Source organism: Mycobacterium sp. 852013-50091_SCH5140682 (assembly GCF_001665685.1).
Taxonomy (GTDB): domain Bacteria; phylum Actinomycetota; class Actinomycetes; order Mycobacteriales; family Mycobacteriaceae; genus Mycobacterium.
Window position 1 is genome coordinate 64,076 of sequence record NZ_LZTB01000009.1, and the last position, 20,132, is coordinate 84,207.

20 protein-coding genes and 1 pseudogene are annotated in these 20,132 nt (G+C 66.1%); 14 read left to right on the plus strand and 7 right to left on the minus strand.

The window, feature by feature from the left end; genetic code table 11:
• Positions 1–3: 3 nt before the first annotated feature.
• Positions 4–1,284 (minus strand): cytochrome P450, encoded by a 1,281-nt coding sequence (locus tag A5784_RS02305; protein ID WP_064941998.1) that lies wholly within the window; start codon positions 1,282–1,284, stop codon positions 4–6.
• A gap of 153 nt (positions 1,285–1,437) precedes the next feature.
• On the opposite strand from A5784_RS02305, the gene A5784_RS02310 reads away from it, so the two are divergent.
• The 6 genes from A5784_RS02310 (at position 1,438) to A5784_RS02335 (ending at position 7,522) form a co-directional block, all read left to right on the plus strand.
• A complete protein-coding gene (locus A5784_RS02310) occupies positions 1,438–2,601 on the plus strand; it encodes a steroid 3-ketoacyl-CoA thiolase (RefSeq protein WP_064941939.1) in 1,164 nt (387 codons plus the stop codon).
• 7 nt (positions 2,602–2,608) lie between these two features.
• Positions 2,609–3,019: a DUF8021 domain-containing protein gene (locus A5784_RS02315; protein ID WP_064941941.1), complete on the plus strand. Its 411-nt coding sequence runs from the start codon at positions 2,609–2,611 to the stop codon at positions 3,017–3,019.
• Positions 3,020–3,030: 11 nt separating this feature from the next.
• A complete protein-coding gene (locus tag A5784_RS02320) occupies positions 3,031–3,507 on the plus strand; it encodes a nitroreductase family deazaflavin-dependent oxidoreductase (protein WP_064941942.1) in 477 nt (158 codons plus the stop codon).
• A 164-nt stretch (positions 3,508–3,671) separates the two neighbouring features.
• Complete coding sequence (locus A5784_RS02325; RefSeq protein WP_197514613.1) at positions 3,672–5,006, plus strand: histidine phosphatase family protein; 1,335 nt, start codon at positions 3,672–3,674, stop codon at positions 5,004–5,006.
• Positions 5,007–5,156: 150 nt separating this feature from the next.
• Positions 5,157–6,545, plus strand: coding sequence for an EspA/EspE family type VII secretion system effector (locus tag A5784_RS39015; RefSeq protein WP_232005917.1), 1,389 nt, complete (start codon positions 5,157–5,159; stop codon positions 6,543–6,545).
• Entirely contained in the window at positions 6,542–7,522 is a 981-nt protein-coding gene (locus A5784_RS02335; RefSeq protein WP_082944630.1) for a hypothetical protein, read from the plus strand. The genes A5784_RS39015 and A5784_RS02335 overlap by 4 nt, the downstream gene beginning before the upstream one ends.
• Before the next feature lie 70 nt (positions 7,523–7,592).
• On the opposite strand, the gene A5784_RS02340 is transcribed toward A5784_RS02335, so the two are convergent.
• Together A5784_RS02340 and A5784_RS02345 are read right to left on the minus strand one after the other, a co-directional pair.
• Positions 7,593–8,498 (minus strand): SDR family oxidoreductase, encoded by a 906-nt coding sequence (locus tag A5784_RS02340; protein WP_064941946.1) that lies wholly within the window; start codon positions 8,496–8,498, stop codon positions 7,593–7,595.
• Between the two features lie 12 nt (positions 8,499–8,510).
• Entirely contained in the window at positions 8,511–9,290 is a 780-nt protein-coding gene (locus A5784_RS02345) for an SDR family oxidoreductase (RefSeq protein WP_064941948.1), read from the minus strand.
• Between the two features lie 61 nt (positions 9,291–9,351).
• Between A5784_RS02345 and echA20 the strand changes: the two genes are divergently transcribed.
• Genes echA20 through ipdC form a run of 4 tightly spaced genes read left to right on the plus strand, consistent with a single transcriptional unit; the run spans position 9,352 to position 12,811 of the window.
• Complete coding sequence (echA20, locus tag A5784_RS02350) at positions 9,352–10,107, plus strand: (7aS)-7a-methyl-1,5-dioxo-2,3,5,6,7,7a-hexahydro-1H-indene-carboxyl-CoA hydrolase (protein ID WP_064941950.1); 756 nt, start codon at positions 9,352–9,354, stop codon at positions 10,105–10,107.
• A complete protein-coding gene (ipdA, locus tag A5784_RS02355) occupies positions 10,104–10,991 on the plus strand; it encodes a cholesterol ring-cleaving hydrolase subunit IpdA (protein WP_064941952.1) in 888 nt (295 codons plus the stop codon). Before echA20 ends, ipdA begins: the two co-directional genes overlap by 4 nt.
• Positions 10,988–11,737 (plus strand): cholesterol ring-cleaving hydrolase subunit IpdB, encoded by a 750-nt coding sequence (gene ipdB, locus A5784_RS02360; RefSeq protein ID WP_064941954.1) that lies wholly within the window; start codon positions 10,988–10,990, stop codon positions 11,735–11,737. Before ipdA ends, ipdB begins: the two co-directional genes overlap by 4 nt.
• A 3-nt stretch (positions 11,738–11,740) precedes the next feature.
• Positions 11,741–12,811, plus strand: a complete 1,071-nt coding sequence (ipdC, locus tag A5784_RS02365; protein ID WP_064941956.1) for a (3aS,4S,5R,7aS)-5-hydroxy-7a-methyl-1-oxo-octahydro-1H-indene-4-carboxyl-CoA dehydrogenase — start codon at positions 11,741–11,743, stop codon at positions 12,809–12,811.
• Between the two features lie 15 nt (positions 12,812–12,826).
• Here the strand turns inward: ipdC and A5784_RS02370 are convergent, their stop codons facing one another.
• Complete coding sequence (locus A5784_RS02370; protein ID WP_197514615.1) at positions 12,827–13,318, minus strand: TIGR02444 family protein; 492 nt, start codon at positions 13,316–13,318, stop codon at positions 12,827–12,829.
• 100 nt (positions 13,319–13,418) lie between these two features.
• On the opposite strand from A5784_RS02370, the gene A5784_RS02375 reads away from it, so the two are divergent.
• A complete protein-coding gene (locus A5784_RS02375; RefSeq protein WP_064941959.1) occupies positions 13,419–14,870 on the plus strand; it encodes a UbiD family decarboxylase in 1,452 nt (483 codons plus the stop codon).
• A gap of 9 nt (positions 14,871–14,879) precedes the next feature.
• Positions 14,880–16,517 (plus strand): UbiD family decarboxylase, encoded by a 1,638-nt coding sequence (locus A5784_RS02380; protein ID WP_064941961.1) that lies wholly within the window; start codon positions 14,880–14,882, stop codon positions 16,515–16,517.
• 2 nt (positions 16,518–16,519) lie between these two features.
• Here the strand turns inward: A5784_RS02380 and A5784_RS02385 are convergent.
• Positions 16,520–16,723: pseudogene (locus A5784_RS02385) on the minus strand (helix-turn-helix domain-containing protein); the annotation flags it as partial.
• 295 nt (positions 16,724–17,018) lie between these two features.
• On the opposite strand from A5784_RS02385, the gene A5784_RS39575 reads away from it, so the two are divergent.
• Positions 17,019–17,153, plus strand: coding sequence for a hypothetical protein (locus A5784_RS39575; RefSeq protein WP_286159406.1), 135 nt, complete (start codon positions 17,019–17,021; stop codon positions 17,151–17,153).
• A 104-nt stretch (positions 17,154–17,257) separates the two neighbouring features.
• Here A5784_RS39575 and A5784_RS02390 read toward each other — a convergent pair whose 3' ends face one another.
• Positions 17,258–17,515: a DUF7218 family protein gene (locus A5784_RS02390; RefSeq protein WP_064942004.1), complete on the minus strand. Its 258-nt coding sequence runs from the start codon at positions 17,513–17,515 to the stop codon at positions 17,258–17,260.
• A gap of 145 nt (positions 17,516–17,660) precedes the next feature.
• On the opposite strand from A5784_RS02390, the gene A5784_RS02395 reads away from it, so the two are divergent.
• Positions 17,661–18,365 carry an HAD family hydrolase gene (locus A5784_RS02395; protein ID WP_064941965.1) on the plus strand — a complete coding sequence of 235 codons (705 nt, stop codon included), beginning with the start codon at positions 17,661–17,663 and terminating at the stop codon, positions 18,363–18,365.
• Here the strand turns inward: A5784_RS02395 and selB are convergent.
• Positions 18,344–20,131 carry a selenocysteine-specific translation elongation factor gene (gene selB / locus A5784_RS02400; RefSeq protein WP_064941967.1) on the minus strand — a complete coding sequence of 596 codons (1,788 nt, stop codon included), beginning with the start codon at positions 20,129–20,131 and terminating at the stop codon, positions 18,344–18,346. The genes A5784_RS02395 and selB overlap by 22 nt on opposite strands.
• Position 20,132 lies beyond the last annotated feature (1 nt).

The window sequence follows — 20,132 nt, forward strand, 5'->3', positions numbered from 1 at the left end:
CTCCTAGAGTTGATTGTGGACCGGGCACTGAGCCTGAGTTGCCGGCCCGCCGGCGCCGGTGTAATCGACCTGCCAGTGCTTGATGCCGTTGAGCCAGCCGGACTTCAGCCGCTCGGGCTGGCCGAGCGGCTTGAGGTCGGGCATGTGGTCGGCGACGGCATTGAAGATCAGGTTGATGGTCATCCGAGCCAGGTTCGCGCCGATGCAGTAATGCGCCCCGGTACCACCGAAACCGACGTGCGGGTTGGGGTTACGCAGGATGTCGAAGGTGTGGGGGTTCTCGAACACCTCGTCGTCGAAGTTGGCCGAGCGGTAGGACATCACCACGCGCTGGCCCTTCTTGATCTGCATCCCGCCGAGCTCGACATCTTCCAGCGCGGTGCGCTGGAACGCCGAAACCGGTGTGGCCCAACGGACGATCTCGTCGGCGGCGGTCTCCGGACGGTCCTTCTTGTACAGCTCCCACTGCTCGGGGTGCTGCGAGAAGGCGATCATGCCGTGGGTGATCGAGTTGCGGGTGGTCTCATTGCCTGCCACCGCGAGCATCACCACGAAGAAGCCGAACTCGTCGTCGGAGAGCTTCTCACCGTCGATATCGGCCTGGATCAGCTGCGTGACGATGTCGTCGGTGGGGTTGTTGGCCCGCTCCTCGGCCATCTTCATGGCGTAGGTGATGAGCTCGAACGAGGACATCGCCGGATCGACGTCGGCGTATTCAGGGTCATCGCCTGCGGTCATCTCGTTGGACCAGCGGAAGAGCTTGTCCCGGTCGTCCTGCGGAACCCCGAGCAGACCGGCGATGGCCTGCAGCGGCAACTCGCACGACACCTGCTCGACGAAGTCGCCGGCCTCGGCGGAGGCCGCGGTCTCGGCGATCTTCTGAGCCCGCTCGCGCAGCTCGGCCTCCAGCCGGCCGATGGCCCGCGGAGTGAAACCGCGGGAGATGATCTTGCGCAGGCGGGTGTGCTGCGGAGCATCCATGTTGAGCAGCACGGCACGTTGCAGGTCGACCGCTTCGCGCGTCATCTCCTGCGGCCAGACCGGGATGGCCCCGTCCGGTGAGCTACCGAACACGTCGTTGCGCTTCGACACCTCTTTGACGTCGGCGTGCCGGGTGACCAACCAGTAACCCTTGTCGCCGAACCCGCCCGTACCGCCCGGGACGTCGACCCAGTGGACCGGCGCGGACGTGCGGAGCTCGGCGAGCTCAGCGACGGGCAGACCTTTGAGATTCAACTCCGCATCCAGGGGGTCGAAGCCGTGGGGAAGGTTCGGGCAGGGCATGCTCATCTCCTTGAAACTCCAGTACATGGCGGGCAGCGAGACAAATCCGTCTAGTACCTCTTGCAGACCATTGAAACATGCCTTCACCGCAGATAAAAGGCACGACGCCATCGCTGCTTGTCAGACTAATGAAACGTGTTCTAGCCTGACGATATGGGTAATCCTGTCATCGTCGAAGCCACCCGCAGCCCGATCGGCAAGCGCAATGGTTGGCTGTCGGGCCTGCACGCCACCGAGCTTTTGGGAGCCGTGCAGAAGGCATTGGTCGAGAAGGCGGGCATCGACGCCGGTGACGTCGAGCAGCTCATCGGTGGCTGCGTCACGCAGTACGGCGAGCAGTCCAACAACATCACCCGGGTGGGCTGGCTGACCGCGGGTTTGCCAGAGCACGTCGGCGCGACCACCATCGACTGCCAGTGCGGTAGCGCGCAGCAGGCCAACCACCTCATCGCAGGCCTGATCGCCACCGGCGCCATCGACATCGGCATCGCCTGCGGCATCGAGGCCATGAGCCGCGTCGGCCTCGGCGCCAACGCCGGGCCCGACCGTGGCCTCATCCGGGCGTCGTCGTGGGACATCGACATGCCCAACCAGTTCGAGGCCGCCGAGCGGATCGCCAAGCGTCGCGGCATCACCCGCGCCGACGTGGACGCCCTTGGCCTGGCGTCGCAGGCCAAGGCCAAGCGGGCCTGGGCCGAAGGCCGGTTCGACCGCGAGATCTCCCCGATCTCGGCGCCGGTGCTCGACGAGAACAAGCAGCCCACCGCCGAGTGGGCCCCGGTGACGCGCGACCAGGGCTTGCGCGATACCACGGCCGAGGGGCTGGCCGCCCTGAACCCGGTGCTGGAGGGCGGTATTCACACGGCCGGCACGTCATCGCAGATTTCCGACGGCGCAGCTGCCGTGCTGTGGATGGACGAAGACAAGGCGCGGGCGCTGGGCCTGAAGCCGCGAGCGCGGATCGTCGCGCAGGCCAACGTCGGTGCCGAGACGTACTACCACCTCGACGGCCCTGTGCAGTCCACCGCGCGCGTGCTGGAGAAAGCCGGCATGAAGCTCGGCGACATCGATCTGGTCGAGATCAACGAGGCGTTCGCTTCGGTCGTGCTCTCCTGGGCGCAGGTGCACGATGCTGACATGGACAAGGTCAACGTCAACGGCGGCGCCATCGCGCTCGGACATCCGGTCGGGTCGACCGGCGCCCGGCTGATCACCACCGCGCTGCACGAGCTCGAGCGCACCGGCAAGTCGACCGCGCTGATTACCATGTGTGCCGGCGGGGCGCTTTCGACCGGCACCATCATCGAGCGGATCTGAGGGTTAGGTGGCTGCGGAGGGCAGGAGCGAAGCGACCGGGGAATCGACACGGTCGGAAGCTGAGCGCATCGCGGCGGCTCAGGCGTACATCGATGCCCTGTCGAGCCATCAGGCCGACAAGGTGCCGTTCGCGCCCGGGTGCACCCGCATCGAAGCCGGGGTCAAGACCGGCTTCTCCGGTGATCACTTGCGCCGCAGCCTGAATCGCGGTCCGCAGTACCGGGTGATCGAAGGCACCACACCGCCCGAGTTCACCGTCGCCGGCGACCATGTGCACGCGAAGTTCGACGTTCTGACCAAGCCGCGCCTGTTCGGCTGGCGGGTGTGCTCGCACGTCGACGAGACGTTCCTGATTCCGGCCTCGGATGCGCAGATCCACCACATCCGGGCCAAACTCACGCCGTTTCTGAACCGATAGGTCTTCACCACATGGCCAAGCAGTCCCGTCCGCTGAGCCCCAGGCAAGTCGAATCGCTTAATTCGAAAGGCGTTGGCACTGCGATCAAGTGGATGTCCCGCGCGCAGACCTGGGTGTTCAAGACGACCAACGGCCGCCTCGGCGACAAGTTCCTGCACGGGTCCGAGGTAGGCATCCTGACCACGACAGGCCGCAAGTCCGGCGAGCCACGGGACAGCCCGCTGCTGTTCCTGCAGGAGGGCACACGCATCGTCCTGGTCGCGTCGCAGGGCGGCCGGGCCACCGATCCGATGTGGTACTTGAACCTCAAGGCCAACCCGGACGTCACATTTCAGACCAAGCGCGAGAAGCTGGAGCTGACCGCGCGTGATGCCACCGATGCGGAGCGCGACGAGTACTGGCCCAAGCTCGACGCCATGTATCCCGACTTCGCCAACTACCGGTCCTATACCGACCGCAAGATCCCGATCGTCATCTGCGACCCGTAGCTCCCGCGGCCGCGTGAATGCCCCTGAACTCTGAGTTCAGGGGCATTTTTGCATGGTTGACGGCGACGTTAGTAGACACATTTGAAATGTTGTACAGTGAGCGCGCGCACAGTGCACACCCGCTGTGCGTCAGGCCACATTCTGGCGAACGGATGGAGAACTACATGCCAACACTCTCGGGACGCCGGACCGCCGGGGCCGCTGCGACGACCCTGACCGCCTGCGCGCTCTTGGCAGCGACAGCGCTGCCCGCGTCCGCCATGACGGTGACGTTCATCCGGCACGGAGAGTCCTACGGCAATGCCACCAACAAGATCGACACCTCGGTACCGGGGCCAGATCTGACGCCCAAGGGTGAGGGGCAGGCTGACGCTGTCGCCGCCTACCTCACGTCGCCTGCCTACACCGACAAGTACGGGCCCGTCGACGCGATCTATGCCTCGACCATGCTCCGCACCCAGCAGACCGCCAAGCCGCTCGCGACCGACTTGAACCTGCCCGTCACCGTGATCGGCCATCCGAAGAACACCGACGCCGGCGAGCGCATCGGCGTACAGGAGATCAGCGCGGGCATCTTCGAGGGCCTACCCGAACAGACCGGCATCGGCCGCATCGGTTACATCGTCGCGCCTCTGGCGTGGACCCTGGGCCTACAGTTCGTCCCGGTCCCCGGCGGCGAGACCGGCCTGGAATTCAACGAGCGGATGACCAACTCGATGAAGCAGATCGAGGCGGACACCCCGGCGGGTGAGAACGGCAATCAGAACGCCGCGGTGTTCTCCCACGGCGCCACCATCATGTTCTGGACCATGATGAACGTCGACAATCCGAACCTGCTGTTGATCGTGCAGCACCCGTTGACCAACGGTGACGTCGTGGTGGTGGATGAGAATGCCGACGGCAGCTGGACTTTGAAGAGCTGGGCGGGCGAAGAGATCGGCCCGGCCAACTACCCGACCCAGATGTTCGTCAATGTCCGCGATCTTGTCGTCGCGCCGCAGAAGGCGGTCTACAACATGCGGGTACCGGTTCTGACGCCCGATCCCGCCGCCATCGTCAGTACGGGCGCCCAGGGTGTGCAGGAGGTCGCCAAGGCCGGCGTGAAGTTCGTGAAGGACTCAATGACCGACACCATCGACGCGATCACGAGCATCCCGAACTCACTGAGCGGACTGTCACCGGCGCCGCAGACATCCACGCTGAACACTGCCGACCGCACGGTCACCACACCGACCTCGAAGATCCAGAGCGACGTCGCCAAGGTAAAGGCCAATGGCGCAACGAATCTCGCCGACGGCAACAAGGCACTGCCCGGCGTGCCGAAGTCGATCAACCGCAGTGAGGACCGCGTACGCGAGGCCGTCCAGAACACCTCCGGCCAGGTAGCCTCGTCGGTCCGCAAGCTCAGCGACGCGGTCAAGAAGATCACCGGTCAGGCCGGCACGTCCCGGACCACCGGCGAGTCCCCCAAAGCCGGTGGCGAAAAGGACGCTGCCTGAGCGCATTACCCCGCCCCGGGGCCGGGATCCCGACCCCGAGCCCTCGTTCCCGTGGCGTACGCACGACCGCAAACTCGTGCGATCCGGGCGTCAGGACTCGTGGGAAACTGACAGCTGACAGTGCTGTTGCACCAGGGCCCGGGGGTGCCGATGAGTGTTCTGGAGGGCTTTCTCTCCACCTGGTCACAGGCGCGTGCAACGTTCGGCCAAGGTGCACCCCAGACGGGCGAGCCCTTCAAGACCGATGGGCCGCTGAGTCGGGTGCAGGCGCATCTGGCTGCCGCGACGCCAGGATCGTCCTGGTCTGGCACGGCGTCGGCCACCTACGATGCGGCCAACACCGAGCATCGGGGAAAGGTGGCCGAGTTCGCGAACCTCGACCGCCGGATGAGCGAACAGATCGACCGCGCGGCACGAGTGGTCGCCGTCGGCCGAAATGATCTGGACGCGGTGCGAATCTGGGTGCTCGACGCCGCCGCCAAGGCTCCGCAGAACGCGGCCGGGCAGCAGATGCTGGTGCCGATCGTGCAGCGAGGCCTCAGTGACGTCGCCGATATCGTCAAACGGTCCAACGGCGAGCTGAATTCGATCGCTACGACGATCCGCGGTATCGGCAACGAATATTCCGCGCTTGGTGACCAGAAGCGCGGCAAGGGCGATCAACCCCAGAATTTCGGCCCGGATGGCAACGGCCCCGAGCCCGACAAGCCCCCGGAGAACAAGTACGAGAAGGCGCTGCGAGACGCCGGCCTCCTCAACGGCCCGGCCGACGGGTATTACAAGAAGTGGTTGGAGAATGCCGAACGCCGCGGTGTGCCACCGGAAGTCATCGTCGACATCGCCCGACGCCACCACATCACGCCGGACAGCTTCAAGGTCCTCGACGGCATGGAAGAGGTCAAGGACCCAGACGGCAAGTCCTACTTCCTCATGCCCAAGGGCACCAGTGGCGCCGATGCGCGCAAGGCGGCGTTGATGACCTACATCCTCAATTGCGGCACCGACTACGACAAGGCCGGAAGAAAACCCGGTGTCACCAACGACTTCAAGGAAACGCCGTACTCCGCGGACGAGGTACAGCGGATCATCGACCGGCAGAACGCGAATTCCTGGAGCTACGACCGAGACGTCGGATTCGTGGACGGCAACGGTGGACGTCTGATGACCACGCCGAACGGCATGTTGATGGGATTGGGCGGCAACCAGTTGCAGGACATGTACAGCGAGGGCGGTGGATCGACGTGGGGCGACATCTTCATGGTCAACATCGACGATCCGACCGACGCCGCGGATCAACTCCGCAAGATCGTCAACTCCGGCGTCGCGTGGTATCCGGGCCCCGACGGTAACGGGTATCCCGGTGCCAACCAACTCGACCTGGATCGACTGCTGCACCACGAGGAACGGCACTCTCAGCAGTGGGCACGTATGGGCTACCTGGGATTCATCGACGCCTATGTGACCGGAAAGGTCATCGAGATCTTCACCGATCATCCGATGGAGAATGATGCCGGTCTGCACGACGGGGGGTACCGATGATTCGACGCGTCAACGTCGTGATCGCACTCGTCATGCTGCTGGTGTCTGTCCTGGTTGCGTGCGACACACACGACTGGAAGCACGTCCAGGGCGCTCCGTCGTTGCGCCCGGCCTTCGGCGCCCGGGTGACCGATGGGCAGCTACAAATCTGGATGGGATCGCGATGCGATCACGCGCGTGCGGTCAATCTCGAATTCGGGCCGGGCAAGACCTTGGTGCTGTCCGCACCGGAGCATCAATGGACCCCGGTCGACCGACTCACCCTCGGCGGACCGTACCCCGGCCTACGCGTCACGCAACCGTTGCCCGACGGATTCGATTGGCGTACCGCAGAAAATTTGACCATCTGGATCAACGGCGACCCGGGCAGCCTCGGCGCACAGACCGACCTCACCGTCGTCCGTGACGAATCCGCGAAACACCCGGGCGATACCTACTGGTTCCAAGACGTCGGCTGGCTCAACCCCGCGCAGGTCGCCGCAGCCGATGCCAAGACGTTCCTTGCGCTCTGCACGCCCGACCCGGAGTACAAACCATCAGCCCCGACGGTGTTCGGGGTGCGGGAAACAGATGGCCTGCTGCGGATCTGGACCGGGTCACCCTGTCCGGGCACCAGAGAGGCCGTGGTCACCTTCGAGCCCAGCGGCATCGAGTTGGTTCTCAACTCGCGCAACCCGGTAGGGATCGATTTCCAGCGCTATACGGTCGGGGAACCGCTTGCGGACATGGACATATCCCGGGCACTGCCCACAGATTTCGATTGGACCGGGCAGCGAGAGTTGCAGCTCAATGTGTCGCGTGCCGATCCCGACACCGGGCCGCAGCGAGCCGATCTCGGCGTCGTGCGCGCGGAATCTGCAAGCCATCCCGAAGACACCTACTGGTTCCAGGGCATCGGGTGGCTCAACCCCACGCAGGTCGCCGAACAGGACGGCAAGACCTTCCTGGCAACGTGTACCCGGGACCCGAAAAAGTAAGGGCGAGCAGACACTCCGGCACCTGACACGCCATTGTGCTGGTACCGCAGTGTCTGTTCGCGAGAAGAGCTTAAGCCCCGTAGACCGGAACCGCGGGACGGGCCTTGGCCAGCAGATCGGAGACCACAGGGCCCAACTCGGCCGGATCCCACTTCGCACCCTTGTCGATCTGCGGCCCGTGCGCCCAGCCCTCGGCGACGCGGATCTTGCCGCCCTCGACCTCGAACATCTTGCCGGTGACATCCTTTGACTCGGCGCTGCCCAACCACACCACCAGCGGCGAGATGTTCTCCGGCGCCATCGCATCGAATGCGGCGTCCTGCGTCGCCATCATCTCGGCGAACACCGTCTCGGTCATCCGGGTGCGGGCCGACGGCGCGATGGCGTTCACGGTGACGCCGTAGCGCCCCATCTCGGCGGACGCCACGAGGGTCAGCGCCGCGATACCCGCCTTGGCCGCACTGTAATTCGCCTGTCCGACACTGCCCTGCAGGCCGGCACCGGAACTGGTGTTGATGATGCGGGCGTCAACCATGTTGCCCGCCTTGGACTGAGCGCGCCAATAGGCCGCCGCGTGCTTCATGGTCGCGAAGTGTCCCTTGAGGTGCACGGCGGTGACGGCGTCGAACTCTTCTTCAGAGGTGTTGGCCAACATGCGGTCCCGCACGATGCCCGCGTTGTTGACGAGGACATCGAGGCCGCCGAACGCATCGACGGCGGTCTGGATGAGACCCTCGGCCTGCGCCCAGTCTGCGACGTTGGCGCCACTGGTGACGGCTTCACCACCGGCAGCGACGATTTCATCGACCACGTGCTGCGCTGCGCTGCCGCCGCCGGCCGGTGACCCGTCGAGGCCGACGCCTATGTCGTTGACCACGACGCGGGCCCCTTCGGCGGCGAACGCGAGCGCATGTGCACGTCCGATACCGCCGCCGGCGCCCGTCACGATGACCACGCGGCCGTCAAGCAAACCCATTCCTGTTTCTCCTTATTTGTTGGCGCTGGACGCTGCCAGGTACTGCGGTGGCTCGCCGCCACCATGGACTTCGAGAGTCGCCCCGCTGATGTAGGACGCCGCGTCGGACGTCAAGAATGCTGCGGCCCAACCGATGTCGGCCGGTGTGGCCAGCCGCCCCAGCGGGACGGTGGCGGCCACGGCTGCCACGGATTCGGCGTCGCCGTAGAACAATTCGGACTGTTCGGTCTCGACCATGCCGACCACCACCGAGTTCACCCGGACCTTGGGTGCCCACTCGACGGCCAGGGTCGCGGTCAGGTTGTCCACCCCGGCCTTGGCGGCACCGTAGGCCGCGGTTCCCGGTGTGGGCCTGCGTCCGCTGACACTGGAGATGTTGATGATCGAGCCGCCGCTGTCCTGCTTCTGCATGACCGCGTTGGCGTGTTGGGAAACCGACAGTGGGCCGAGCAGATTGAGCTCGATGATCTTGGTGCTGAACTTCGCCGACGCGTCGGCGGCAGCCACATAGGGCGATCCGCCCGCGTTGTTCACCACGACGTCCAGCCGGCCATGTGCGGCGACCACCGCGTCGATCATCGCCTTCACCGAATCGTCGTCCCGGACGTCGCAGCTGTGGAACTCGTACGGCAGCCCCTCGACGGCACGGCGCGCGCAGGTCACCACAGTGGCACCCTGACCGGCGAAAACGGCGCTGATTCCGGCGCCGACCCCTCGCACTCCACCGGTTACCAGCACCACATTGCCGGTCAGCCCCAAATTGATGGCACCGCCTTCTGGCGTATCTGTCACTGTGCTAGCGTACCAAGCAAGTGCTTGCTTAGGTAGCGACGACGGAACGATCAGGAAACCAATGACGATCACATCCACCACTGTCGAACCGGGCATCGTCTCGGTCACCGTGAACTACCCACCCGTCAACGCCATCCCATCGCGCGGATGGTTCGAGCTGGCCGACGCCATCACGGCGGCGGGCCGGGAGCGCAGCACCCACGTGGTGATCCTGCGGGCCGAGGGCCGCGGCTTCAACGCCGGCGTCGACATCAAGGAGATGCAGAACACCGAGGGCTTCACGGCGCTCATCGACGCCAACCGCGGCTGCTACGCGGCGTTCAAGGCGGTCTACGAGTGCGAGGTACCGGTGGTCGCGGCGGTCAACGGATTCTGCGTCGGCGGCGGCATCGGCCTGGTCGGCAACGCCGACGTCATCGTCGCCTCCGACGACGCCACGTTCGGCCTGCCCGAGGTGGAACGCGGCGCCCTCGGCGCGGCCACCCACCTGTCGCGCCTGGTGCCGCAGCACATGATGCGGCGGTTGTTCTTCACCGCCGCCACCGTCGACGCCGAAACCCTGCACCACTTCGGCTCGGTACACGAGGTGGTACCGCGCGCCGACCTCGACGAGGCCGCGCTGCGGGTGGCGCGCGACATCACCAGCAAGGACACCCGGGTGATCCGGGCCGCCAAGGAAGCGCTGAACTTCATCGACGTGCAGCCGGTCACCGCGAGATACCGCATGGAACAAGGCTTTACGTTCGAACTCAACCTCTCCGGCGTCTCCGACGAGCACCGTGACGCCTTCGCTGGAACTGACAAGGGGGCGAAATGACCGACAAGAGAACGACTCTCGACGAAGCCGTCGCGTCGATCGAAAGCGGCATGACCATCGGCATCGGCGGCTGGGGCTCGCGGCGCAAGCCCATGGCGTTCATCCGCGCGCTGCTGCGCACCGACGTCAAGGACCTCACGGTCGTCACCTACGGCGGCCCCGACCTGGGCCTGCTGTGTTCGGCGGACAAGGTCAAGCGCGTCTACTACGGCTTCGTGTCGCTGGACTCGCCGCCGTTCTACGACCCGTGGTTCGCCAAGGCCCGCACCTCCGGCGCCATCGAGGCCCGCGAGATGGACGAGGGCATGCTGCGCTGTGGTCTACAGGCGGCCGCCCAACGGCTCCCGTTCCTGCCGATCCGCGCCGGCCTGGGCAGTGACGTGCGGGCGTTCTGGGGTGACGAGCTCAGGACCGTGCTCTCCCCGTACCCCACCGGCAACGGTTACGAGGAGCTCATCGCCATGCCTGCGCTGAACCTCGACGCGGCATTCGTTCACATGAATCTCGGTGACGCCCAGGGCAATGCGGCCTACACCGGAATCGACCCGTACTTCGACGATCTGTTCCTGATGTCGGCGCAGCGCCGCTTCCTGTCCGTCGAACGTGTCGTGCCCACCGAGGAGCTGGTGAAAGCCGTTCCCCCGCAGGCCCTGCTGATCAACCGGATGATGGTCGACACCGTCGTCGAGGCACCCAACGGCTCGCACTTCACCACCAACGAGCCCGACTACCGGCGCGACGAGAAGTTCCAGCGCCACTACGCGGAAGCCGCCGCGTCCGACGAGACCTGGGCCGAATTCGTCAAGACGTATCTGTCGGGCAGCGAGGCCGATTACCAGGCCGCCGTCCGAGAATTCAACGCACAGCAGGAGGCTGCCAAGTGATTGCCGTGACCCGCGCCGAGGTGTGCGCCGTCGCCTGTGCCGAACTGTTCCGGGACGCCGGAGAGATCATGGTCAGCCCGATGACCACCATCGTGTCCATCGGGGCCCGCTTGGCCAGACTTTCGTTTTCCCCCGACATCCTGCTGACCGACGGCGAGGCCCGGCTCATCGCCGACACGCCTGCCATCGGCGCGGCCGCCACGATCGAGGGCTGGATGCCGTTCGGCCGGGTCTTCGAGACGCTGGCCTGGGGCAGGCGCCATGTCGTGATGGGCGCCAACCAGATCGACCGCTACGGCAATCAGAACCTGTCCGCGTTCGGCCCGCTGCAGCATCCGACGCGGCAGATGTTCGGTGTTCGCGGCGCACCGGGCAACAGCATCAACCACGCCACCAGCTACTGGGTGGGCAACCACTCCAAGCGCGTGTTCTGCGAATCCGTCGACATCGTGTCCGGAATCGGTTGGGACAAGGTCGATGCCGACAATCCCGCGTACCGGTTCGTCAACGTCTACCGCGTGGTGACCAACCTCGGGGTGTTCGACTTCAACGGCCCCGACCACCAGATGCGCGCGGTGTCGCTGCATCCGGGCGTCGAAGCCCAACAGGTCGCCGACAACACGTCGTTCGAGGTGCACGGGCTGGACTCCGCCGAGACCACCCGGTTGGCCACCGAGGACGAGCTCACCCTCCTGCGTGAGGTGATCGATCCGAAGTCGTTGCGAGACAAAGAGGTCAAGGTCTAGCCGATGGGCAAGCTCACAACGCCGCTGACCGAGCTGGTCGGCATCGAACATCCCGTGGTGCAGACCGGTATGGGCTGGGTGGCCGGGGCCCGGCTGGTCGCGGCCACCTCCAACGCGGGCGGCCTGGGCATCCTGGCGTCGGCGACCATGACGCTCGAGGAACTGCAGACCGCCGTCACCAAGGTCAAGGCTGCCACCGACAAACCGTTCGGCATCAACATCCGTGCAGACGCCGGCGACGCCAATGCGCGCGTCGACCTCCTGATCCGCGAAGGAGTCAAAGTCGCCTCCTTCGCCCTGGCACCCAAACCCGACCTGATCGCCAAGCTCAAAGACGCAGGCGTGGTGGTCATCCCGTCGGTCGGCCTGGCCAAACACGCCAAGAAGGTGGCGGGCTGGGGCGCCGACGCGGTGATCGTGCAAGGCGGCGAGGGCGGCGGCCACACCGGCCCGATCGCCACCACCCTGCTGCTGCCGTCGGTGCTCGACGCCGTGGCCGACACCGGGATGCCGGTCGTGGCCGCGGGCGGGTTCTTCGACGGGCGGGGGCTGGCCGCGGCCCTGAGCTACGGCGCCGCGGGTGTTGCGATGGGCACCCGGTTCCTGCTGACCTCCGATTCGACCGTGCCCGACGCCGTCAAGCAGCGCTATCTGCAGGCCGCGCTGGACGGCACCGTAGTGTCCACCCGGGTCGACGGCATGCCGCACCGCGTGCTACGCACGGGGCTGGTGGAGAAACTCGAAAGCGGTTCTCCGGTGCGCGGTTTCGCCGCGGCGGTCGGCAATGCGCAGAAGTTCAAGAAGCTTTCGGGTATGACGTGGAAGTCGATGATCAAAGACGGCCTGGCCATGCGGCACGGCAAGGACCTCACCTGGTCCCAGGTGGTCATGGCGGCCAACACCCCGATGCTGCTGAAAGCCGGTCTGGTGGACGGCAACACCGAGGCAGGCGTGCTGGCCTCCGGTCAGGTCGCGGGCATCATCGAGGATCTGCCGTCATGCGCTGACCTGGTGCCCGCGATCGTGGACGAGGCCGTCAAGCACCTGCGGTCCGCGAGCGCCTACATCCAGTAACTGTTCTCCGGCGGGTCAGGCGACCGCCACCGCAGCCGCGGCGATCGTGGCCAACGCGGCGTCTTCGTCGGCGGTCAACGGCCGCTGCGAATGGGCCCGCACGACCAGCAGCAAGGCCGCGGTGACCTGCGCGATGGGGTCGGCCGTCCCGGAATCTCTGTCGGGCACAAGGACATCGAGTTCGCCGAGCTCGATCAGTTCGGCGCGGATTTCCAGGCCCTGCAGCTGCTCGCGCAGCTCGGCGGTGGCCGGGCTCGGGGCGGGCGCCGGGCCGGATTTGAGCCGTCGGCGCACGCCGCGCAGCGGCCGGACCACCTCGGCGTGCCACTGCGCCACCCGCTCGGTCGCTGCCTGCAGCATGGACGGCGTCAAGGGTCCTCGGGTTCCGACGCGAGCGGCGAACAGCAGCACGTTCACGTCGAGGCCGAACCGGTCCTGCAACAGCACACACGCGGGCCCGACCCCGTCGCCGCCGTGCACCCGCAGGGCAAAATCTGGTAACTGCACGGTGACCAATTGTGCTGTTCGGTAGCCCTACCTGCCTAGTCGTAGTAGACAGTTATTTGCCGTGGCTACGGAAACACCAGATTAAGGATGGCGCCAAGCGATGCCCTTCGATGACTTCCGCGCGTTCCTGAGCGCGCTGCGCGACCAAGGACAGCTCATCGAGGTCGACCGGCCGGTGGCCCTGGAACTCGAAGTCGCCAAGGCGATGCGCAAAAGCGCCGCCACCGGCGGCCCCGCCATCGTGTTCAACAACAACGGCACCGGATTCCCGCTTGTCGGCGGCATCTACAACTCTCGCGCCAAGGCACTGCTGGCCTACGGCTGCACCGAGGACAACGCGTTCGACGACATCGTGCAACGGTTGAAGACCAGGATTCCGCCGAAGTACGTCGACGACGGACCAGTGCACGAGAATGTCATCACCGGCGACGACATCGACCTCTCGATGCTGCCCGTACCGAAGTACAGTCCCGACGACGGCGGCCGGTACATCACCCCCGGCTTCGTCGTCAGCCACGATCCGGAGACCGGTGTGCCCGATATCGGGCACTATCGCTGCGAGATCATCGACAACAAGACCATGACGCTGATGGCCATCCCGAACCACCGCTTCGCCAAGAATCAAGCCAAAGCCCGAGCCATGGGACACAAGACGTTTCGCGCGGCTCTGGTGATCGGGGTCGACCCGATGATCGCCTACTCCTGCCCGATTCAGGTGCCCGAGGACACCAACGACTGGGAGGTCGTCGGCGGTATGCGTCGCGCTGCCGTCGAATTGGTGAAGTGCCGCACCAACGACGTGTCGGTGCCTGCGCACGCCGAGTTCGTCATCGAATTCGAAGTGGACTTCGCCCAGACCGTTACAGAAGGCCCGCTGGGCGAATACACCGGCTACTACACGCCCGCATCACCGAAGCCCGTGGTACGTCCGACGGCGATCACCCATCGCAACGGAGCCTACTTCCAGGCCCTGCTGACCGGCCGCCCGACCACGGAAAACCATATTCTCAAACAACTTTCGTTCGAGGCGTCGTTCTACGACATCATGCGCCAACAGTTTCCGACGATCGAGAAGGTGGCCATCCCGGCCTCGGGCGGGGTGTACTTCCGCGTGGTGATCGCCATGCGCCCGCGCTTCGCCGGGGAAGCCCGTAGCGCGATCCTGGCCGCCATGGGCAGCAACCTGCGGCCCAAGCAGGTCGTGGTGGTGGACCCCGACATCGATGTGCACGATTCCGAGCAGGTGGAGTGGGCCATGGCGTTCCGCACCCAGCCGGCACGCGACGTCATCATCGTCGACAGCCTGCCCGGCGGACCGTTGGACCCCACGGCCGACGAGTCCCTCCCGCAAGATCAGCGCACCGGCTCGGCGATCGGTACCGACGCCACCTACCCGTACGGCACCGTGGTCAAGAAGGTCGGCGACGTGTGCGGGCCGGCCCTGGAGGAACACGGCGGACGCGTCGTCGAAGTGGCCGACATTCCCGGCTGGCGTTCCTACGAGTTCCCCGAACTCGACGAGAAGTCCCGTACCGCAACCACTCTCACCTAGGACGCCGACATGCCCCAGCAGAGCCTGACCGAGTTCGTCGAGGAGATGGAGAAAGCGGGCCTCCTGGTCCGCGTCACCGAGGAGAAGCGGGTCGACGAACTCCCGGCGGTGATGGAAGCCAACCCGCTGACCGCCGTGCTGGTCGAGAACGTCAAGGATTGCGAGTTCCAGTTTCTGGCCAACGCGTACTCGAATCAGGATCAGTACGCGTGGGGCCTTGGCTGCGACAAGAGCCAGAGCGGCTTCATGATGAGCGAACTCGCGAAAGGCCGTATCACACCCGAGATCGTCGACACCGCACCGTGCAAGGAAGTCATTCTCACCGGCGACGACGTCGACCTCACGCGGCTGCCGCTGTTCCTGCACCACGACCGCGACGGGCACGCCTACACCAACGACAACCTCGTCGTGAGCCGTCACCCCGACACCGGTGTGCACGACTGGGGCATCTACCGCAGCATGTTCCGGTCGTGCAACGAGAAGATGTTCGACATGACCTGCACGTCGCACCGCGCGCGCATCAATGCCATTGCGGCACAGGAGAAAGGCCACAATCTTGAGGTCGCCATCGTGCTGGGCGGCCCGATCCTCGACAAGGTGGCGTCGCTGACCGGTGTGCCCGCCGACACCGACGACTTCGAAGTGCTCGGCAGCTTCTACGGGCACCCGGCCCAGCTGGTGCGCTGCGAGACCATCGACGTGCTGGTGCCCGCCAACGCCGAGATCGTCCTGGAGTGCGAGCTGATCGCGTCCGAAGGACTGACCCACGACGAAGGCCCGTACGGCGAGTTCAGCGGTATGTACGGCGGCGGCATCAAACACAACTACCGCGCCGTCGTGAAGGCCATGACCTACCGCAAAGGCGGCATCTACCAGCACGCCACGATCGGCGGGGCACACCCCTGGTACACCGACAACATGCTGCAGCTGCCCGCGGTGGAAGCCGACATCTACGGTGCGCTGAAGTTCGCCGGTATCAACGTCAAAGAGGTCCGCTGCCCGCTCGGCGGCCTCTCCAACATCGCCTACGCCAAGATCAAACCCAACGGCGGCGGTGACGCCAAGCAGGCCCTCGGCATCATGCTGACCTGCTCCAAGCTGGCCCTGCCGAAGATCGCCATGGTGTTCGACGAGGACATCGACATCTGGGACGACAACGCCGTGCAACTGGCCATGGCGTTCCGCTACATGCCCCACCTCGACACCGTGCTGCTGCCGGGCGGCAACACCATGACCGTCGACCCGATGATCGGCTCCGACGTCGCACCCGGCACCGCGTCCAAGATCGGCTTCGACTGCACGATTCCGATGGGACCGCAGTTCAGCCGGGCGAGCTTCGACCGCAGCTCGGTGTTCGTCCTGCCGGACCCGCCCGCCGATGTGGTGCCGCTGTCAGAGGCCGATCTGACGGCCGCGATGGCCGACCTCATCCGCGAGAAGCCGCGGGCGTGGAAGGAAATCCTCGAGCACTTCAACGGGCAGCCGTACCGCACGGTCTATCGGGCGTTCAGCAATCTGCGGCCGCAGCTGGGTCGCTGCGACGACGCCCCGTGGTACCGATACACGTTCTCCGACGGGGATTTTGCCGTGGCGGAGCCGCAGACCGTGACGCACAATTACGACCCGCGGCACCGCCCGTCACCCTGAACTCAGTGCAGGAGGGACGCGCCGAAGTAGTGGCACAGCAGCAACGCCACTTCCACGTCGAGGCGGTCGTCGGTGATCGGCTTGCCGCGGCGCTCCACGGCCCGGCTCACCCGGTACTTCACCGAATTGGTGTGCAAATGCAGGTCTTCGGCGGCCTTGTAACCGTGCAGGACCGCGGCCAAGAACGTCTCGACGGTGTCGACCAGTAACTGCTGCAACCGCTCCTCGTCCCGAAGTTCGGTGACGGCGTCCTACGTCACAGCCGCCTCATCCACCACGTTCTTGCCCACCATGGTCAAACGGTAGAACACGGCTGTCGACGGCGGGACCTGGTTGTCCGAATCGGTTTTGTCCTCCGGGGACAGTCAGCCCGCGCTATTTCAGCCGCCGAAGACGTCGTCACACCGATGGGGGCTCCGTAACGTACGTCACGAACGCAGCAACAAGCCCATCTACCAGCTGCGACAGCCCAAAAAAGCCCATCACGAAAGTGAGTTCGCCATGTCCGTGTTCGGTTTCTTCCTCCTCTTCTTCATCGGCCTGTTCCCGGTCCTGATCCCGGCCACCACCTCCACCGTCCGCGCCATCTCCGGATGGCGTAGGCGCCGGGTGGCTGCAGCGGCCGCCGCTCAGTAACCACCCCCGCGATCAGCCAAGGAGACCGTGTCATGAGCACCGTGAGCGTCGCAGACCTCGACAACGTCGATCTGGCCGATCCGGCGGTCTGGGAAGACGGCCCGTCAGTGGTGACGTAACTTGCTCACGAGCTCGTCCTTGCGCAGCGACGAATAGCCGGACAGACCAATCTGTTTGGCACGCTTCTTGAGCTCAGCGACTGTCCAGTCCTCGTAAGAGCCGGACTTGCCGCCTTTGCGGCCCTGCGCGGAACCGCCCTTGCGGGCGGCCGCGTTGGATATCCTCGCCGCCTTCTCCTTGGAGTCACCCTCCTTGCGAAGATCTCGATACATCTTTTCGTTCTTGATCGACGAATTCGGCACGCGAGCCACCTCCTTGACAGACTTGCTGTCTCTGTAGTTCCCGCTGAGCAGAGGGGCAAACCACACATCGGTCCAGTTTCCCGATGATCATCACGGGGTATTCGTCGCCGACATGCGACGACCCACACGATGTCAGGGGCTCTAGATGACACGCAACGCTGCAGTGCTGTTCGACGTCGACGGGACGCTGGTCGATTCCAACTACCTGCACGTGTACGCGTGGGCCCGGGCGTTCGCCGCCGAGCGAATACCTGTGCAGTCCTGGCAGATTCACCGCAGCATCGGCATGGACGGTGCCACCCTGGTGCGGACGCTCGCGGGCGGAGTTGCCGATGACGTCGCTCAGCGGCTGAAGAGCCTGCACTCCGACTTCTATCGGGACACAACGCATCTGTTGAAGCCCCTACCCGACGCGAGGAAGCTCCTGCACGCGGTCAGCGAACTCGGTCTTCAGGTGGTACTGGCAAGCTCGGCACCCGAAGACGAGCTGGACATCCTGCGCGGCGTGCTCGATTGCGACGACATCGTGTCGGCGGCAACATCATCCCGCGACGTCGACACCGCCAAACCGGATCCCGCCATCGTCCAGGCCGCGCTGACCCGCGCGGGCGTCGCAGCCGAGCAGGCCGTCTTCGTCGGTGACGCCGTATGGGATGTCGAAGCGGCCTGCCGTGCCGACATGCCGTGTATCGGGCTGCGGTGCGGCGGCACATCGCACGACGAGCTCGACGAGGCCGGAGCCGTCGCCGTCTTTGACGATCCCGCCGAACTTCTCGAACACATCGACACCACGCCCATCGCCACGTTGGCGGCCACAGAACGGGACGATCAGCGCGCGACTTCGCGGTGACCGGCGTCGAGCCGCCGCGTCCAACCGCGGGAATCAAGATGCTCCAGCAGTGGGATGGCGACGCGGCGCGTGGTGCCCAAGGCCCGGCGCGCCTCGCTGGTGGTGAACGGCTGATCCAACCGGGCCAGCTCCCGCATCGCCAAGGCCGGCGCAGTCGGCAACAGCACCACCCCGTCACGCAGGCGGAGCAGCCGCCCGGCCCGCTCGGCCGCGGCCAGCTCCCGCACACCCAGTCGCAGCGCCGTCAGATCGTCGGCCTCAGGAGCGTGAAAAGGACTGTCCCGCAACCGGTCCACCAGCTCGGCGACAGCCGCCTCGGCAGGTCCGAGGTCGTCGGACCGGCCGGGCAGCCGGATCAGCCCCTCGGCTTGTTCGAGCCCCGCGGCACGGCCGATCTCGTCGAGCAGCGCCGGGTCCGGCAAGGCCAGCAGATCGCAGGCCGCACCCCGAGACAGCCCGGCCGCCAACGGATCCCGCTCGTGCAGCTCCTGCACCGCCGCCCGCAGCCGCTGCTGCCATGCCTCGTACGTCGGGACGTGCACCCACCACCCTTTGATCACCCGGACACCCGTCGGCACCTCGTGGGTCGCAAACCCCAACCGGTGCAGATGTTCTCCGGCCACCACGCCCCGACGGGCCACCTCGACGAGCACGTCGCCGCGCGTGTCCATCGCGGTCAGCGCGCCGACTCGACGTGCGCTGTCGCCGCGGCGCCGCAGTGCGGGCGGGTCGGCGTCGAGCACCTGGGCCCCGCCGAGCACCCGGCGACTACCTGGATGCCTCAGCACCAACCGGTCGCCGAGCACGAGCGGCAGCCGCCGGTCGAGCACGAGCCGCGCGTGATCGTCGTCGAAGGGCCGCAGCCGGGCCGGAACCGCCGCGGTTCCGACGTGGACGGTGAGCCGTTCTGGGGCCTCGCTGAATACGCCGCCACTGACGCGACGCACGTCGAGACCCCGGGTGGTCTCCCACGCGCCGGGGGTCAGCAGCACATCACCGCGGCGGACCTGATCGGCCGACACCCCACGCAGATTGAGCGCCGCCCGCGTCACCGGGCCGAGCGCAGGGCGCGGCTCGCCCCGGGATTCCATTCCGCGGACAACCGCCTCCCTGGCCGGGCGGCCAACCAGTTCGAGCCGGTCACCGGCGGCGATCGTGCCCGCCGCCAGCGTGCCGGTCACCACGGTCCCGGCCCCGGTGATGGAAAACGACCGGTCCACCCACAGGCGCACCCGGGCCGTCGTCGACGGGTCAGGCACCGCAGAAAGAACGACGTCGAGCATGGCCCGCACCTGGGAAAGACCGCTGCCGTCGATAGCCGACACCGCGACCGCCGGGGCGTCGCGCAGCCCGGTGTCGGCCAATTCGGCGCGGGCCTGTGCGATCACGTCGTCCACATGGTCCGGGGCGCGGTCGACCCGGCTGATCACCAGCAGACCGTGCCGGATACCCAGCGCTGCCACGGCGTCGCGGTGATCACTCGACTGCGCCTGCCAGCCCTCGTCGGCGGCGACCACGAAACACACCACCGGCGCCGGTCCGAGCCCGGCGAGCATGTTGCCCAAAAAGCGTTCGTGGCCGGGCACATCGACGAACGCGACCTCCCGGCCCGACGGCAGTGTGGTCCACGCGAAGCCGAGATCGATGGTCAGGCCGCGGCGACGCTCCTCGGCCCACCGGTCCGGTTCGATGCCGGTGAGCGCGCGCACCAAGGTGCTTTTGCCGTGGTCGACGTGCCCGGCCGTCGCAACAACGTGGTGCTGCACC

Excerpts from the sequence above, each read along its gene's own strand:
- A5784_RS02305 (WP_064941998.1), bottom strand. The coding sequence starts at position 1,284 with ATGCCCTGCCCGAACCTTCCCCACGGCTTCGACCCCCTGGATGCGGAG.
- A5784_RS02310 (WP_064941939.1), top strand. The coding sequence starts at position 1,438 with ATGGGTAATCCTGTCATCGTCGAAGCCACCCGCAGCCCGATCGGCAAG.
- A5784_RS02320 (WP_064941942.1), top strand. The coding sequence starts at position 3,031 with ATGGCCAAGCAGTCCCGTCCGCTGAGCCCCAGGCAAGTCGAATCGCTT.
- A5784_RS02325 (WP_197514613.1), top strand. The coding sequence starts at position 3,672 with ATGCCAACACTCTCGGGACGCCGGACCGCCGGGGCCGCTGCGACGACC.
- A5784_RS39015 (WP_232005917.1), top strand. The coding sequence starts at position 5,157 with ATGAGTGTTCTGGAGGGCTTTCTCTCCACCTGGTCACAGGCGCGTGCA.
- A5784_RS02335 (WP_082944630.1), top strand. The coding sequence starts at position 6,542 with ATGATTCGACGCGTCAACGTCGTGATCGCACTCGTCATGCTGCTGGTG.
- A5784_RS02340 (WP_064941946.1), bottom strand. The coding sequence starts at position 8,498 with ATGGGTTTGCTTGACGGCCGCGTGGTCATCGTGACGGGCGCCGGCGGC.
- echA20 (WP_064941950.1), top strand. The coding sequence starts at position 9,352 with ATGACGATCACATCCACCACTGTCGAACCGGGCATCGTCTCGGTCACC.
- ipdA (WP_064941952.1), top strand. The coding sequence starts at position 10,104 with ATGACCGACAAGAGAACGACTCTCGACGAAGCCGTCGCGTCGATCGAA.
- ipdC (WP_064941956.1), top strand. The coding sequence starts at position 11,741 with ATGGGCAAGCTCACAACGCCGCTGACCGAGCTGGTCGGCATCGAACAT.
- A5784_RS02375 (WP_064941959.1), top strand. The coding sequence starts at position 13,419 with ATGCCCTTCGATGACTTCCGCGCGTTCCTGAGCGCGCTGCGCGACCAA.
- A5784_RS02380 (WP_064941961.1), top strand. The coding sequence starts at position 14,880 with ATGCCCCAGCAGAGCCTGACCGAGTTCGTCGAGGAGATGGAGAAAGCG.
- A5784_RS39575 (WP_286159406.1), top strand. The coding sequence starts at position 17,019 with ATGTCCGTGTTCGGTTTCTTCCTCCTCTTCTTCATCGGCCTGTTCCCG.
- A5784_RS02395 (WP_064941965.1), top strand. The coding sequence starts at position 17,661 with ATGACACGCAACGCTGCAGTGCTGTTCGACGTCGACGGGACGCTGGTC.